Source organism: Leeuwenhoekiella sp. ZYFB001 (assembly GCF_011784865.1).
Classification (GTDB): Bacteria; Bacteroidota; Bacteroidia; order Flavobacteriales; family Flavobacteriaceae; genus Leeuwenhoekiella; species Leeuwenhoekiella palythoae.
In genome coordinates this window covers 3,460,632-3,476,474 of record NZ_CP050460.1, presented here as the reverse complement: position 1 = coordinate 3,476,474, position 15,843 = coordinate 3,460,632, and the positions used below count along the sequence as shown (strand labels likewise).

Sequence of the window (15,843 nt, the reverse complement as noted above, 5' to 3'; positions counted from 1 at the left end):
CATGTCTATATTTAATCTTTCAGAACATATTAGTAAAGTATCAGACGATGCTAAAAAGTATCTAAACAGTAGTCTAGAATACTACAAATTAGATAGTTTTAAAAAGATGATGGATGGTGCTGTATCCTTAGTAAATCTAATGGTTAGCGGCAGCATCTTTTTGATTTTTATACTTTTTATCTCGGTTGGAGTTGCTATAGTAATTGGAGAATCACTGGGTAGTTTGAGCTATGGTTATTTTATTGTAGCAGGTATTTATCTTGTGATTTATGTGCTGTATAAATTATTTGGTAAACCATTTATTACTGAAATTGTACTCAGAAAATATTCTAAAGTATTTTTCAATGAATCTTCGCAAGAAGATGTGTTAGATGAAGAATTTAAACATTTACAAGAGTAATTATGAAAGTATATAAATCATTTGATCAGATAGAACAAGATCTTAGAATATTAAAGTTGCAACAGCAGATTGATGAAGAGCAACTTAAACTAAGTATTAATGATACTAAAGCAGCATTTTCTCCGGTAAGTTTAGTCGCGGGATCAGTAGGGGCGATCGTTCAAAAAACCATCGTTCTTAAAGCTGTGAACAAGATTTTAGGTATTAAAAAAGTCAAGGTTAAAAATATAGACGACAACAAATAAATTGTTATAGAAAAAGAAAAATAACAAAAAAACCGGAGTTTTGTGCTCCGGTTTTTTTTATTGCCTGTATCAAGGTTTAGAACACCTTGAATTTGCTTTTAAATTTATAAAGTAGAAAGATCGTCGTCTGCATCAAAGTCATCATCATAACCTGATTCTGGTTTTGGCTTGTCTTTTTTCTTAGGTGTTTTTAAACCCAATTGTTCGTTGCGTTTTTTCATCTCTTCTCCTATTTGGTTTGAAGCCACAAAACTTGCAATCATATTATTCAACATATCGCTACCTGCTTGTGGAGAATTAGGTAATAGAATTAAATTACTATTTGTTTCTTCACCTATAGATTGTAAGGTGTCGTAATGCTGCGTAACCACGATTAGGGCAGAAGCTTCTTGTGAATTAATTCCCACATTATTTAAAACCTCTACAGACTCCTCTAGACCGCGCGCAATCTCTCTACGCTGGTCTGCTATACCTTGACCTTGTAAACGCTTACTTTCGGCCTCTGCGCGCGCCTTAGCAACGATTTTAATACGTTCTGCTTCGGCTTCATACTCTGCAGCTACTTTTTCACGTTCAGAAGCGTTAATACGGTTCATTGCAATTTTTACCTGCTGATCAGGATCAATATCGGTAACGAGAGTTTTAATGATATCATAACCATAATCGGTCATAGATTGATTCAATTCGCTTTTAACAGCGATTGCAATATCATCTTTACGCTCAAAAACATCATCCAGTTTCATCTTAGGAACTTCAGAACGTACTACATCAAAGACATAAGAAGTGATTTGGTTTTGCGGATCTTCTAATTTGTAAAATGCGTCATACACATTAGATTTCACCACCTGAAACTGTACCGAAATCTTTAAACGAACAAAAACATCATCTTTAGTTTTGGTTTCGACGATCACATCTAACTGTTGAATACGCAAGTTCACACGACCGGCAACCTTATCAATTAATGGAATTTTTATCTGAATTCCTGAATTTCTAACACTGGTAAATTTACCGAAGCGTTCAATAATTGCCGCAGTCTGTTGCTTTACAATAAATACTGCTGAAATTAGGATAATGATCCCAAAAAACAGCAAAATCGGAAGGAAGTAAGTCATATTTTAAGTTTTAATTATTTGAAAAGTAAACGGGTACTGACTATTAAAAATACAATACATTTGTCGCCCATTTTGAAAATTCGTAACACTTTGAAGCATTTTTTATTATTTCTATTGATATTAACTGCGTTTGCAGCAAATGCACAGAGTAATCTTAAAAATGCTTCAAACCGCATTGGCATACAAGGGCAATACGCGCTTTTAGATCTCAACACCTCAAACTTTCATACCAATCAAGAAGCTGGTTTTTTAGCCGGATTATCTAAACGTTCTGCATTTTATAACAACTTTGATTTGATCTTTGGTGTAGATTTTATGCAAACTTCTCTAAGTATAAATGCTAATGGTGCCGCTGCTGAAGTTGAAAAAGTAAAGTATACGTGGAGTGGAGCGCAGGTAAAAATGTTATTGAGTTACCTGATTGCAGGGGATCATTTTAGCGTCGAATTTGGACCCATTTTTCAGGTTAATGGTAAAATGGAGTTAGATAACGAAAATCAACGTGCGCTGATACTAGACGGTTACACCAGCTTGCAAGCGGAAGATATTCAAGAGTGGTCGCGTGTGAATGGTTTAGTAACCTTGGGATTGAGCGCCGGATTTACACGCGTACGATTTACCGCAAATTATCAATACGGTTTTACCAATGCGCTAAAGAGATTAAATGATGAAAGACTGGAATTAAAAGATCCTGCAGCAACAAATTTTAAAGGAAATCTGGGACTTATTACTGCAGGAATCGTGTTGTATTTATAAGGTTTCTATCGCAAATCGAATGCGCTCTAAAGTCTTTGCTTTACCAATTGTTGAAGCAATATCAAAAACATCTGGGCCAGACATAGAGCCTACAAGACTAAGGCGTAAAGGTTGCATTACTTTACCAAATCCTAAACCTTCATTCTGAATCCAGCCTTTTACATTAGCTGAAAGATTTTCGGCAGAAAAATCTTCGGTTTCTGAAATGATTTTTGAAAGGTTGATCATGATCTCACCGGTATCATCTTTCCAGGCTTTTTTAGCTGCTTTTTCGTCGTAAGAAGTCGGTCTTTCAAAAAAGAAACTTCCTTGATCAAATAAATCAGAAACAAAAACCGCACGCTCTTTTACTAAATGAATAATCTGCTTTACATAAGCATCATCGTAATCCAAGTGTTTTTCTTTCAAAATACCTTGTAGACCAGAAACTAGGGAAGCATCAGAAGCTAGTTGCAAGTGCTGTTGCTGAAACCATTTTGTTTTTTCAGGATCAAATTTGGCACCAGACTTATGTACACGAGTCAATTCAAAATCTTGTACCAGTTCTTCAAGCGTATAAATTTCCTTTTCGGTACCAGGATTCCATCCTAAAAAGGCAAGCATATTGATAACCGCTTCTGGTAAGTAACCGTCCTCGCGATAACCTGAAGCGATGTCGCCAGACTTAGGATCTTTCCATTCTAACGGGAATACGGGGAAGCCCATTTTATCGCCATCGCGTTTACTTAGTTTGCCTTTTCCTACAGGTTTCATAATCAGCGGTAAATGTGCAAATTGGGGTGCTTCCCAGCCAAATGCACGGTAAAGCATCACGTGCAACGCTAGCGATGGAAGCCACTCTTCTCCACGAATTACGTGCGTGATTTCCATAAGATGATCATCAACAATATTAGCTAAATGATAGGTGGGCATACCATCTGCCTTAAATAAAACCTTATCATCAAGCAAACTCGTATCTACTTCAACAGCGCCGCGAATGATATCTTCAAGTTCAAGAATTTCGCTTTGTGGCGATTTGAATCGAATTACATAATCCTCACCTGCATCAATGCGTTTCTGAGTTTCTTCCCCAGAAAGGTTTAATGAATTATCTAACTTCTCGCGATTGTGCCAGTTGTAAATAAAGGTTTTACCTTGTTCTTCGTGAGATTTACGATGTGCATCTAAAGCTTCGGCAGTGTCAAAAGCATAATAAGCATCACCGGAAGCAATTAATTTTTCGGCAAAAGCAAAATATTTATCCTTGCGTTGACTTTGACGATAAGGACCAAAACCACCTTCTTTGCCCAGGCCTTCATCATAAGGTATTCCACACCAGTTTAGCGCTTCAACAATATAATCTTCGGCACCTTCAACGTATCTGTTTTGATCAGTGTCCTCAATTCTAAGTACAAAGGTTCCGCCGTGTTTTTTAGCAAATAAATAATTATAAAGTGCCGTTCTTACACCGCCTATGTGCAAAGGTCCGGTAGGGCTTGGTGCAAAACGCACGCGTACATTTTGATGCATAGTAAAAATTTAGGCTGCAAAGGTACTCAATATGAGAATGTGACACACATTACATTTTTTGGGTTTCAATAGCTGTTTTTGGTCAAAATCATTTTAGGCTTGTATGTTAAGCTTGTAGCAGCTATAATATATTGTTGTAGTTTTAGTTATTGAAATAACACAGGTTTAAATCAAGGTACGTTTGCAAGAATTAGAAGCTAAATTAGAGCGTTTTATTCGTAAATATTATAAGGATGAACTCCTTAGAGGACTCTTATTTTTTGTTGCGATCGGTCTGGCTTACGTGCTTCTAGTTTTAGTGATCGAATATTTTTTCTGGTTGAGTACGTGGGGCAGGGCATTTCTATTTTGGTCCTTTGCGGGCCTCGCGGGTTTGTTGCTGTTTAGATTTGTGTTGATTCCTATAGCACGGCTATTTAAGCTTTCAAAAGGTATAGATTATACTCAAGCTTCTAGATTGATTGGAAATCATTTCCCCGAAGTTCAGGACAAATTGTTGAATACGCTGCAATTGAAAACAAGTGCGAGCAATTCTGATTTGGTTCAAGCCAGTATTCTGCAAAAATCCAAAGAATTAGAACCTATCCCGTTTTCACTTGCTATCGATTACAGGAAAAATCTGAAGTATTTAAAATATGCATTGATTCCTGTTTTCATCTTTTTAGGAATTAGCCTGAGTAAGGGAACTACGTTTTTTAAAGAAAGTGCAACTCGGGTGATGGATTATAAACGGGTTTATGCGCCGCCTGCACCTTTTTCTTTTGAATTACAGAATGAAAACACTTCTATCGTTGAGGGACAAACTATAGAAATTCGTGCAAAAGTGAACGGTCAAGAATTACCTGAGGAAGTTGAGGTTTCGCTAAATGGAGTTTCTTATTTTATGAAAAATAGGGGAGGAGGTAATTTTAGTTATACTGTAGAACAGCCTAATGAAGATCTAAATGTATATTTTGAGGGAAATGGTTTTGTTTCTGATCAGTTTCAATTTGAATTAATCAATACGCCTCGAATATCAGAATTTAAAATCGAATTGAACTATCCTAAGTATCTTAATCGTACTGATGAGATTATAGAGAATACCGGAAATATTACCATCCCTGAAGGCACGCAGGTGCGTTGGCTTATAGCTACAGAGCAAACAAATTTAGTAGAGTGGATAAGCGATACCGTTTTTCAATTTGAAAAGGATGATCAACAATTCAGTTTTTCAGAACGGTTCTTTAATCCAACTGCTTATAGTATCGCTACAAGTAATGCTAATCTCAAACGCTATGAACGACTCAATTATGAGTTGACTGTCATTAAGGATGCTTATCCTGAAATGAATCTCGAGGTACGAAAAGACAGTCTAGATGATGCTGAAACATATTTTCAAGGAAATCTGGCTGATGATTATGGCTTATTTGATCTTAAATTGATTTATTATTCTGAAAATCAAATAGATAATAGTAAAAAAGTAAGTATTCCTGTGAATTCTTCTACCGTAGATCAATTTTATTACTCATTTCCGGGAAATTTAGATTTATCAGCTGGCGTAAGTTACTCTTACTATTTTGAAGTGCGTGATAATGATGTGTTACACGGGCATAAAGCAACACGTTCTGAAACATTTTCGTTTCAATCTTTGACCACAGAAGAGGCTGTTGATAAACAGCTTGAGATACAAGAAAACTCGTTGCAAGGTTTGGATAGATCTGTAAAGCAAATGCAAGAACAGGAACGCGATTTAAAAGAACTTCAAAATCTTCAGAAGGAAAAGAATGCACTTGATTTTAATGACAAACGTAGAATTCAATCCTTTCTTGAACGTCAGAAAGTTCAAGAACAAATGATGCAGAATTATTCTGAAAAATTAAAAAAGAGTATTAATGCATTAGATGAACTTTCCGAATCTAAATCGGAAAAGAATGAGTTGCTCAAAAAGCGTTTAGAAAAGAATGAGGAGCAACTTAAAGAACAGGAAAAATTAGTTGAAGAGTTAAATAAACTCCAAGATTTAATGGATGATGAAGAGCTTAAGGAAAAGCTTGACGAATTATCTAATAAATCAAAGAATTCTAGCAGATCTATGCAACAATTGCTAGAGCTTACAAAGCGTTTTTTTGTACAAACAAAGGGGGAGCGTATTGGTAGAGCGCTAGATAAATTAGGCCAGGATCAAGAGGAAGAAAGTAAGAAACAAAATCCGGAATTGAATAGGCAAAAGGAACTGTCAGAATCTTTTGAAAATTTGAAAGAAGAACTTAAAAATTTAAAGGATGAAAATAAGCAGTTAAATAAACCTATAGATATTCCCGACGATTCAAAGACTGAAGAAGAAATCAGTCAGGAACTAAAATCAGCTGAAGAAAATTTACAGAAACAAGAAGATTCAAAAGCGCAAGAAAATGCTAAATCTAATCAGCAGAAAGCTGGTAAGAAGATGCAACAAATGGGTCAAAAGATGATGCAGCAAATGTCAAGCGGCGGTGGTGGAGATGTCGAACAGTTGGAAGAAGATGTTGAAATGCTCAGACAGATTTTAGATAATTTGGTGATTTTTTCTTTTGATCAAGAGGCGCTAAAAGACAAATTTTCAACTATAGACAATGGGAACCCATCATTCTCAAAATATCTTGTTAAGCAGAATGAATTGCGCGATAATTTTGAGCATATAGACGATAGTTTATTTGTTTTGTCCTTACGGAATCCTATGTTGCAAGAAGATATTAATGAGCAGTTAACCGAAATCACCTATAATTTAGATCAGAGCTTAGAGCGTTTAGCTGACAATGATATTGTCAAAGGTGTAGCGAGTGAGCAATACGTTTTCGCCGGCGCCAATACCTTAGCGGATATGCTCTCGGATATTTTAGATAATATGCAAGCGCAATTATCTTTTGCAATGGGATCAGGGAGTTCTGGTATGCCCATGCCTATTCCAAGTGGTGGACAGGGTAGTGGTAAACAGTTATCTGATATTATTATGTCTCAAAAGGAATTGCAGGAGCAATTGGGAGAAGGAAAGAAGGATGGTAAAACTGGTCAAGACGGTGAGAATGGCAAAGAAGGAAATTCTGGAAGTCAAGGTGATTCTGGCAAGTCATCTGGAGAAGGTGACGGAAATGGAGATAGTGGAGAAGGAACTTCGGAAAGCGAATTGGCCAGACAATATGAGATTTATAAGCAACAAGAAGCGATCAGAAATCAGTTGGAAAATTTGTTGCAAGGTTCCGGAACCTCTGAAGTGACTGAGCGTTTATTAAGAAGTATTGAAGCAGTAGAACATGATCTTTTGAATGGGAATGCTGAGACAGCGCGGAGAAGAATGAATAACGTTATTCAGCAGTTTTTAAAGCTTGAAGAAGCCGAACAAGAAAAGGATAAGAATACCCAGCGTGAAGCAAATGCTAATCGTAAGGAATTTAATAATAACACGTCAAACAGCATTCCTGACGCGAAGCGTTATTTCAATGCAAAGGAGATTTTGAATCGGGATAAACTTCCGCTGCAGGAACAGTATAAGATTAAAGTTAAACAATATTTTCAGAAGCAGGATGATTGAATTTAGTAGCCAAAATGATTTTAATTTAGAAGACGAAGAGCGTGTTGAGCATTGGCTAAAAGCTGCTGCTGTGAAGGAATCTTTTGGCATAGAAAGTCTGGGTTATGTCTTTTGCTCTGACGAATTTTTGTTGGAAATCAATAAACAATTTCTAGATCACGATACACTTACAGATATTGTGACTTTTGATTATACAGAAGGGAAGATTCTCAATGGGGAAATTTATATAAGTACAGATCGCGTTGCCGATAATGCCAAGGATTTTAATGTTGACTTTGATGTAGAATTAAGGCGTGTCATCATACATGGTTTATTGCATATGTGCGGCTACGGTGATAAGACTGAAGATGAGAAAGAATTGATGCGTGCTAAGGAGGATGAGTATCTTGTTTTATGGAATGCATAAGCTATGGTTAGCCGTTTAATTTTGAGTACCTTTGCGCCCGTTTTTAAGGAAGTGTAATTAAATGTTTCACGTGGAACAATGAGTTTTTTTGAAGATATATACGATGTAATTGTAGTTGGTGGTGGCCACGCAGGATGTGAGGCGGCGGCAGCTGCAGCAAATACGGGAAGCAAAACCTTGTTGGTTACGATGAACCTGCAAACTATTGCACAGATGTCGTGTAATCCCGCGATGGGAGGTATTGCTAAGGGTCAGATCGTTAGAGAGATTGATGCATTGGGAGGTTATAGCGGGATTGTTTCAGATAAGACCGCGATACAGTTTAAGATGCTCAATAAAAGTAAAGGACCTGCAATGTGGAGTCCACGCGTGCAAAGTGACCGTATGCGTTTCGCAGAAGAATGGCGTTTGATGCTCGAGAATACTCCTAATTTAGACTTTTATCAGGAGATGGTAAATGGTCTTTTGATCGAAGGTGATCGTGTTGCCGGGGTTCGCACTTCTTTAGGAATTGAGATTAAAGGTAAATCTGTTGTACTAACTAATGGAACTTTTCTTAATGGTTTAATTCATATCGGCGAGAAACAATTTGGTGGAGGTAGAGCAGGGGAGCGAAAAGCAACTGGTATTACCGAACAGCTTGTAGATTTAGGTTTTGATTCGGGAAGGATGAAAACCGGAACGCCACCACGTGTAGATGGTAGGAGTCTTGATTTTTCAAAAATGATCGAGCAACCTGGAGATGATGATCCGCAGAAATTTAGTTATAGTGATGCGACCAAGCCGCTCACAAAACAACGGTCTTGTCAAATGAGTTATACAAGTCCTGAAGTGCACAATTTATTGCGCGAAGGTTTTGACCGTTCACCTATGTTTAATGGTCGAATTAAAAGTACCGGACCCAGATATTGCCCTTCAATAGAAGATAAAATCAATCGCTTTGCAGATAAAGACCGGCATCAATTATTTGTAGAGCCTGAAGGATGGAATACTATTGAGTATTATGTAAACGGGTTTTCTACATCTTTACCGGAAGAAGTTCAGTTTAAGGCATTACGTCAGGTAGCTGGTTTTGAAAATGTCAAATTCTTTAGACCAGGTTACGCAATCGAATATGATTATTTTCCACCAACGCAATTGAAGCACACGCTAGAAACAAAATTGGTTTCTGGATTATATTTTGCCGGTCAGATTAATGGAACTACCGGTTATGAAGAAGCAGCTTCTCAAGGATTGGTTGCCGGAGTAAATGCGAGTTTAAAAGTTCAAGAAAAGGATCCGTTTATTCTTAAAAGAGACGAAGCTTATATAGGTGTTTTAGTAGATGATCTAATTACTAAAGGGACTAAAGAACCATACCGAATGTTTACTTCTCGAGCAGAATATAGAACCTTATTACGCCAGGATAATGCTGATGCACGTCTTACGCCTCGTTCTTTTGAAGTGGGATTGGCGAGTGAAGAACGTATGCGCGCTCTGGAGAAAAAGGAAGCGCAAGCGGTAAATCTTGTTGAATTTTTTAATACTACAAGTATTCAGCCAGAAGAAGCAAACCCAGTTTTGGCCGAAAAAGGAACAACTCCGATGAAGCAATCTGATAAAATGGTTAAGATTTTTAGCCGTCCTCAAATTGCTTTAGACGACATGCTTTCTTTTAAGGATGTAAAAGAATATGTCGCGGAACATGATCTGGATACTGAAGTTTTAGAACAAGCGGAAATTAGAATTAAATATTCCGGCTACATCGAAAAGGAAAAGGCCAATGCAGATAAATTACAGCGCTTAGAAAATATTAAAATTCCAGATAATTTTGATTACAGTAAACTGAAATCGCTTTCTTACGAGGCCCGCGAAAAATTGTCTAAAATCCAACCTACAACTATTTCGCAAGCTTCACGTGTTAGCGGAGTATCGCCAAGTGATATTTCGGTAATGTTAGTTTATATGGGACGCTAAATTTTTAGTTCCACGTGAAACACTTTTAATTCATTTTAATAAAACGCTAATTCGTTGACTAAAAAAGCTAATCTGAAAATCAAAGATTATTCAATTTCTCAAGAAGAATTTACTTTGGTTTATGATGAAGTATTAGAAATGTTTTCGACTGATCCTGTTCCGGATAATTTAGGAAAGTATTACCTGAGCAAAAATTACATTTCCCATACCGATTCAAATGACGGACTTTTTGAAAAAGTGTATCAGTGGGTTAAAAATTATATGCTTAAGAAAAAAGTTAAGCTGATTTCGTCTTATGCGGAAAAGGGAACGCTTTTAGATATTGGCGCCGGAACCGGTGATTTTTTAAATCAAGCCAAAAAATCCGGTTGGGATGTTACAGGAATAGAACCTTCGGCTGCTGCAAGAAAACGAGCTTTTGAAAAAGGGATTAATTTATTTGAAGAGGAGGCGGAAGTAGGAGAACGGAAATTTGATGTAATTACCATGTGGCATGTTTTAGAACATGTACCAGATGTACAAAAGCAAATTGAATGGATCAAAAATCATTTATCGACTGACGGAGTTTTGATTGTAGCAGTTCCCAACTTCAATTCTTACGACGCTAAGTATTATAAAAATTTTTGGGCTGCTTGGGATGTTCCTAGACATCTGCATCATTTTTCATACAAAAGCATTAAAACGCTTTTTGAAAAAAATGGTTTCAATTTAATAGAACAAAAACCACTGATTTTTGATTCGTTCTATGTCAGTTTACTTTCCGAAAAATATAAATCTACTTCTTTAATAAAACCAGTTTCCGCTTTTATGATTGGATTGCGTTCAAATTGGAGAGCACAACAGACTAAAGAATATTCTTCTATAATTTATGTCCTTAAATCAAGAAATACGCAAAATAAGAAGTTTTAAGCGCTTTTAAGCACCACTCCTTTGTAATGTTATTGGTTTTCTATAAAAGCCTCTGAGAACGCTTTATATTTATGTAATTTTTATAGAAATTAGTGATGAACTTAAGTTTAAGTATTGATTATTGTAATACTTAAGAATTTGAGTAAAAAGAGTGCTTATCTCGTGCAACTATTTACATTTGCATCAAAATCTTAAAATCTCTTATGAAAACTAAATTGAGTCTTTTTGTAGTTGCAGTTGCATTTACATTGGCAAGTTGTACAAAATCAAAATCTGCATTTGTAGATACACAAAAGCTTTTTGAAGAATATTCTGAAATGACAGAAGTTCAAGATAAGTATACAAAACTTACAGACGAAGTGCGTGAAGAGCTTCAGCCAAAAATACAAGCCTTTCAAATTAAAGTAGATCTTTATCAAAAAAATGCAAGCACTATGAGTCCGGCCGAGCGTCAGGCAAAGGAACAGGAACTGGGAGCTTTACAACAAGAAATTCAGCAAATGCAACAAGCGCGTGGTGGTCAGATTCAGCAAGAAAGTCAAGCTGCAATAGACTCTGTCATCAGCAAGGTGCGCAAGTTTATAGATACTTATGGTGAAGAGAACGGCTATGATTTTATTTACGGTAAAAATGAAAGCGGTAACGTACTCTACGGAAATAAAAAATTAGACATCACAGATGATATTCTTAAAGCCTTGAACACCTCATACAGTTCAGGTGAAACGACTTCGACATCTGAAACGCAAGAAGAAAAAAGTGATACGGTTTCCGCAGAATAAACAGTGAATATTAGAATAAGTAAAAAGCAATCCGAGGGTTGCTTTTTTTATGCTTTAGTATGAAGTAGGCGGGTTAATTTGATAGATAAATCAGTAAGAACAATTTTTGCATTTCCATTGCGCTCAATATGATACGCGGCAGTTTGCAGCTCCTCAATGATGGCTGTTATATTGTTTCCGTGAATGAAAGGTGCAAATTTAGCGAGCTCAAATTGTGTAACCGGCTGAAGATACACTAATTGATCTGCTTTGTAATTCAGTAACATGGCTTGCCTAAAAAAATCTTCACAGTAGCCTAAAAAACTCTTTTGTGTCTCTCTTCCTTTGGAAGCAATATTTTCACTCCACGCGATTAAATCTATAATGGCTTTTTTGTTTCCGCGGGCTTTAAAAGCTGTACGTACCCAACTTACAAACCAAGTTTCAAACTCTTCTTCGTCGCTGCTATGATCTAATAGATGTAGCGCCAGATTGTAATCGCCGTGCGCTTTAATAGCTAGTTTCTTTGCCTCAGAAGGATTGCAATGGTGTGTATGTATCAGCGCTTCTTCTAAAGCTTCGGCAGCAAGCGGAGGAAAGCGCAACACTTGACACCTTGACTTAATCGTGTCTAAGATTTGATCTTCATTTTCGGCAATAAGTATAAAAACCGTTTTTTTAGGCGGTTCTTCAATAAGTTTTAAAAGCTTGTTTGATGCAGCATTATTCAACTTATCTGCCATCCAAATGATCATCACTTTAAATCCGCCTTCATATGATTTAAGCGAAAGTTTTTTTACAATATCTTGGGCTTCATCGACGCCAATTTTCCCTTGTTTTTTTTCAATCCCTATGTGTCGGTGCCAATCGTATAAGCTACCGTATGGATTTTCTTGAATAAAAGCGCGCCATTCCTTTGCAAAGTTGTCAGATACAGGATGTGATTTTACATTTTCGTTAGGCGCTACAGGATAGGCAAAATGCAAATCAGGATGAGCAAGATGATTAAACTTGAGATTACAGGCAGATGAGCCTCCAGAATTTTCGCCGTCAACATTATTACAGATCAAGTATTGCGCATAGGCAAGCGCGCACGGTAAAACACCGCTACCACTAGGCCCTACAAACAATTGCGCGTGCGCAACACGACCACGATCTACACTGGTGGTGAGATGTTTTTTAATGAAATTTTGACCGAGAATTGATTGAAATTGCATTGGCCAAATATAACAGAAATGTAACGTATTTTTTGGCGCTATCCGTTATATTTGTTTGTTCAGTGCTGCCTTAAATGCGGTGCTGCTTAGTAACGCAACCGACTAATTAATTACCAAAATCACAAATAATAAAGATTACATGAAAACCATCGACGATTTTAATTTTGAGAATAAAAAAGCATTAATCCGTGTAGATTTTAATGTGCCTTTAGATGATAATCATCAGGTGACAGATACTACGCGTATTGAAGCCGCAAAACCCACAATTTTAAAGGTTTTAGAAGATGGTGGATCTGCGATTTTAATGTCTCACTTGGGAAGACCAAAAAACAACGAACCTGAATTTTCTTTAAAACATATTGTTGCCAAAGTTTCTGAAATCATTGGTGTACAGGTAAAATTTGTTGAAAATTGTGTTGGTGCTGCTGCCGAGAAAGCTGCTTCAGAATTGGAACCAGGGGAAATTTTACTCCTAGAGAACCTACGTTATCACGATGAGGAAACCGCCGGAGACAAAGGTTTTGCAGAGCAATTGGCTCAGTTAGGAGACATTTATGTGAATGATGCCTTTGGTACAGCGCATAGAGCACACGCTTCAACGACTATTGTAGCACAGTTTTTTCCTGAAAATAAATGCTTTGGCTACCTATTAGCAAAAGAAATCGAGAGTATTGATAAAGTGCTTAATGACAACGAGAGTCCGGTTTTAGCTATTTTAGGAGGAGCAAAAGTTTCATCAAAAATCACCGTTATCGAGAATGTACTTGATAAAGTAGATGACTTGATTTTAGGTGGCGGAATGGCTTATACTTTCATCAAAGCGCAGGGCGGTCAGATAGGGAGTTCAATTTGTGAAGATGACAAGCAGGAACTCGCTTTAGATATCTTGAAAAAGGCCAAAGAAAAAAATGTAAATGTACATTTGCCGGTTGATGTTTTAGCCGCAGATAGTTTTTCAGAATTTGCGAATACAAAAGTGGAGCCTATTGACAAGATTCCTGATGGATGGCAAGGTCTTGATGCAGGACCAAAATCTTTAGAGAATTTTGCTCAGGTTGTAAAAAACAGCAAAACCATTCTTTGGAACGGACCTTTAGGAGTTTTTGAAATGGAGCCTTTTGCTAAAGGAACAATCGCACTAGGTGATGCAATCGCTGAAGCAACTAGCAATGGTACCTTCTCTCTTGTTGGAGGAGGGGATAGTGTTGCTGCCGTAAAACAATTTGGCTTTGAAAATAAAGTAAGTTATGTTTCTACCGGTGGCGGTGCGATGCTAGAAATGCTTGAGGGTAAAGAACTTCCCGGTATAGCAGCTATCAAAGAATAGTATAAAATGATTTAGGCTTTCTTCCGGGCGTTTTAGATTTTAATTAAAAAATACGACTTTAGCGTTTGCATCGTTGTAAACACATATGAAAAAACGTTATTGTCTCGGTTATGCTTTTGCGATCATGACCTCGTTGGCATCTTACGCCCAGAAGAAAAACCCTAATGCAGCAACACTGCAAATTTCTCAATCCCTACCCATTGTAGATACGGTAGAACTTAAGAATCTCATGCGTGAGCTTAATAGCGCTAATGCTCACGTGGTTCAAAAAGTTCCTGAGCCTTTTCTTTTTAAAGAAGTTAAATGGGATAGCACTTCAAAAAAACTCAACGACCGTAAATTTCCGGCTAAGGTTGATAAACTTTGGTTAGAAGAACTTACCACAAACACGCTATACGACGATATGGCGGCTTTAGTGGAAGATACAAACTACGAAGAGGTAGATTACCCTGAACTCACCACAGAAACGCTTAAAAAGCGTTTAGCAGACCTTAATGCGCGCACTCCGTTCAATGTTGAGTATAATCCTTCTTTAGAAAATGTCATTAAAGGATATTTAAAGCGACACAAACCCACGCTAGAGCGTTTAATGGGCTTGTCTCAGTTTTATTTCCCCGGGTTTGAGCAAACCTTTGATAAATACGATATGCCGCTTGAGCTTAAATATTTGGCAATCGTAGAATCGGCATTACGTCCCAGAGCTAAATCCAGAGTAGGAGCTACGGGTATGTGGCAATTTATGTTCAATACAGGAAAATTGTATGGTCTAGATATCAGTTCGTATGTTGATGAGCGTATGGACCCTATTCTTTCTACTGAAGCTGCCGCACAATACTTATCTAAGTTATATGAGATCTTTGGAGATTGGGATCTGGCGTTAGCAAGTTATAATTCAGGACCCGGAAATGTGAGCAAAGCCATTCGTCGCAGTGGCGGAAGAACCAATTATTGGAATATCAGACATCATCTTCCTCGCGAGACAGCAGGGTATATTCCGGCATTTTTAGCAACCATGTATATTTTTGAATATGCTGAAGAACACGGCTATCATCCGGCACAACCTGATGTCAATTATTTTGAAACTGATACTATCAAGGTTAAAGAGACCATTACTTTACAGCAAGTTTCATCATATACCGGTGTTTCCCTTGAAGAAATTCAGTTTTTAAATCCGGCATATAAACTGGATGTAATCCCTTTTGTAGCCGATGAAAACTATTATTTGCGCTTACCTATCACCGCGATTGGTCCTTTTGTAGCGAATGAAAACAATATTTATCAAACCGCTAAAAAAGAATTAGAACGCGATGAAAAAACATTGCCCGAATATCTGGAAGTTCCGTCAAGCATTACTTATAGAGTGCGCAGCGGTGATTATTTAGGAAAAATCGCAGAGCGTTATGGAGTTGGTGTTTCTCAGATCAAACGCTGGAATAATTTACGCTCTAACAATTTGCGTATTGGGCAGCGATTAACCTTGTATCCCAGTAAACCGTCAGCTTCAGTGGCTTCATCGCAAAGCAGCTCTGGGAGTTCTCAGAAGAAATACGTGGTGCGCAAAGGAGATAGTCTATGGAAGATCGCACGCAAATTTCCCGGAGTAAGTGCAGAGAACCTTAAAGTTTGGAACGATATTAGCGGTACAAAACTCAAACCGGGAATGACCTTGGTTATAGCTAACTAACTCTAAACCTATTGATG

General features: G+C 37.3%; 13 protein-coding genes. 10 read left to right on the top strand and 3 right to left on the bottom strand.

What is annotated here, in order from left to right:
- The first annotated feature begins 1 nt into the window (after nucleotide 1).
- The gene (locus HCN54_RS14930; RefSeq protein ID WP_072980933.1) at nucleotides 2-400 is read left to right on the top strand and encodes a hypothetical protein; all 399 of its coding nucleotides are present in this window, start codon (nucleotides 2-4) and stop codon (nucleotides 398-400) included.
- A 2-nt stretch (nucleotides 401-402) separates the two neighbouring features.
- A complete protein-coding gene (locus HCN54_RS14925; protein ID WP_072980931.1) occupies nucleotides 403-645 on the top strand; it encodes a DUF6327 family protein in 243 nt (80 codons plus the stop codon).
- A 104-nt stretch (nucleotides 646-749) separates the two neighbouring features.
- Here HCN54_RS14925 and HCN54_RS14920 read toward each other — a convergent pair whose 3' ends face one another.
- Nucleotides 750-1,757, bottom strand: coding sequence for an SPFH domain-containing protein (locus tag HCN54_RS14920; protein WP_167598415.1), 1,008 nt, complete (start codon nucleotides 1,755-1,757; stop codon nucleotides 750-752).
- Nucleotides 1,758-1,847: 90 nt separating this feature from the next.
- Here HCN54_RS14920 and HCN54_RS14915 point away from each other — a divergent pair, with 90 nt between their 5' ends.
- Nucleotides 1,848-2,513 carry a hypothetical protein gene (locus tag HCN54_RS14915; RefSeq protein ID WP_167598414.1) on the top strand — a complete coding sequence of 222 codons (666 nt, stop codon included), beginning with the start codon at nucleotides 1,848-1,850 and terminating at the stop codon, nucleotides 2,511-2,513.
- Here HCN54_RS14915 and gltX read toward each other — a convergent pair.
- Nucleotides 2,508-4,022: a glutamate--tRNA ligase gene (gene gltX, locus HCN54_RS14910; protein ID WP_167598413.1), complete on the bottom strand. Its 1,515-nt coding sequence runs from the start codon at nucleotides 4,020-4,022 to the stop codon at nucleotides 2,508-2,510. The genes HCN54_RS14915 and gltX overlap by 6 nt on opposite strands.
- 181 nt (nucleotides 4,023-4,203) lie before the next feature.
- Here gltX and HCN54_RS14905 point away from each other — a divergent pair, with 181 nt between their 5' ends.
- From HCN54_RS14905 to HCN54_RS14885, 5 genes are all read left to right on the top strand, one after another.
- Nucleotides 4,204-7,569: a hypothetical protein gene (locus HCN54_RS14905; protein WP_167598412.1), complete on the top strand. Its 3,366-nt coding sequence runs from the start codon at nucleotides 4,204-4,206 to the stop codon at nucleotides 7,567-7,569.
- Nucleotides 7,562-7,975, top strand: coding sequence for an rRNA maturation RNase YbeY (ybeY, locus tag HCN54_RS14900; protein WP_167598411.1), 414 nt, complete (start codon nucleotides 7,562-7,564; stop codon nucleotides 7,973-7,975). The genes HCN54_RS14905 and ybeY overlap by 8 nt, the downstream gene beginning before the upstream one ends.
- A gap of 78 nt (nucleotides 7,976-8,053) precedes the next feature.
- A complete protein-coding gene (gene mnmG / locus HCN54_RS14895) occupies nucleotides 8,054-9,931 on the top strand; it encodes a tRNA uridine-5-carboxymethylaminomethyl(34) synthesis enzyme MnmG (RefSeq protein ID WP_167598410.1) in 1,878 nt (625 codons plus the stop codon).
- Between the two features lie 54 nt (nucleotides 9,932-9,985).
- Nucleotides 9,986-10,840, top strand: coding sequence for a class I SAM-dependent methyltransferase (locus HCN54_RS14890; RefSeq protein WP_240924898.1), 855 nt, complete (start codon nucleotides 9,986-9,988; stop codon nucleotides 10,838-10,840).
- Nucleotides 10,841-11,043: 203 nt separating this feature from the next.
- Nucleotides 11,044-11,619 (top strand): OmpH family outer membrane protein, encoded by a 576-nt coding sequence (locus HCN54_RS14885; protein WP_167598409.1) that lies wholly within the window; start codon nucleotides 11,044-11,046, stop codon nucleotides 11,617-11,619.
- 47 nt (nucleotides 11,620-11,666) lie between these two features.
- On the opposite strand, the gene HCN54_RS14880 is transcribed toward HCN54_RS14885, so the two are convergent.
- A complete protein-coding gene (locus HCN54_RS14880; RefSeq protein ID WP_167598408.1) occupies nucleotides 11,667-12,815 on the bottom strand; it encodes an ATP-binding protein in 1,149 nt (382 codons plus the stop codon).
- A 139-nt stretch (nucleotides 12,816-12,954) separates the two neighbouring features.
- Between HCN54_RS14880 and HCN54_RS14875 the strand changes: the two genes are divergently transcribed.
- A complete protein-coding gene (locus tag HCN54_RS14875) occupies nucleotides 12,955-14,142 on the top strand; it encodes a phosphoglycerate kinase (RefSeq protein ID WP_167598407.1) in 1,188 nt (395 codons plus the stop codon).
- An 85-nt stretch (nucleotides 14,143-14,227) separates the two neighbouring features.
- Nucleotides 14,228-15,826, top strand: coding sequence for a lytic transglycosylase domain-containing protein (locus tag HCN54_RS14870; RefSeq protein WP_167598406.1), 1,599 nt, complete (start codon nucleotides 14,228-14,230; stop codon nucleotides 15,824-15,826).
- Nucleotides 15,827-15,843 lie beyond the last annotated feature (17 nt).

Excerpts from the sequence above, each read along its gene's own strand:
- HCN54_RS14930 (WP_072980933.1), top strand. The coding sequence starts at position 2 with ATGTCTATATTTAATCTTTCAGAACATATTAGTAAAGTATCAGACGAT.
- HCN54_RS14925 (WP_072980931.1), top strand. The coding sequence starts at position 403 with ATGAAAGTATATAAATCATTTGATCAGATAGAACAAGATCTTAGAATA.
- HCN54_RS14920 (WP_167598415.1), bottom strand. The coding sequence starts at position 1,757 with ATGACTTACTTCCTTCCGATTTTGCTGTTTTTTGGGATCATTATCCTA.
- gltX (WP_167598413.1), bottom strand. The coding sequence starts at position 4,022 with ATGCATCAAAATGTACGCGTGCGTTTTGCACCAAGCCCTACCGGACCT.
- ybeY (WP_167598411.1), top strand. The coding sequence starts at position 7,562 with ATGATTGAATTTAGTAGCCAAAATGATTTTAATTTAGAAGACGAAGAG.
- mnmG (WP_167598410.1), top strand. The coding sequence starts at position 8,054 with ATGAGTTTTTTTGAAGATATATACGATGTAATTGTAGTTGGTGGTGGC.
- HCN54_RS14885 (WP_167598409.1), top strand. The coding sequence starts at position 11,044 with ATGAAAACTAAATTGAGTCTTTTTGTAGTTGCAGTTGCATTTACATTG.
- HCN54_RS14880 (WP_167598408.1), bottom strand. The coding sequence starts at position 12,815 with ATGCAATTTCAATCAATTCTCGGTCAAAATTTCATTAAAAAACATCTC.
- HCN54_RS14875 (WP_167598407.1), top strand. The coding sequence starts at position 12,955 with ATGAAAACCATCGACGATTTTAATTTTGAGAATAAAAAAGCATTAATC.
- HCN54_RS14870 (WP_167598406.1), top strand. The coding sequence starts at position 14,228 with ATGAAAAAACGTTATTGTCTCGGTTATGCTTTTGCGATCATGACCTCG.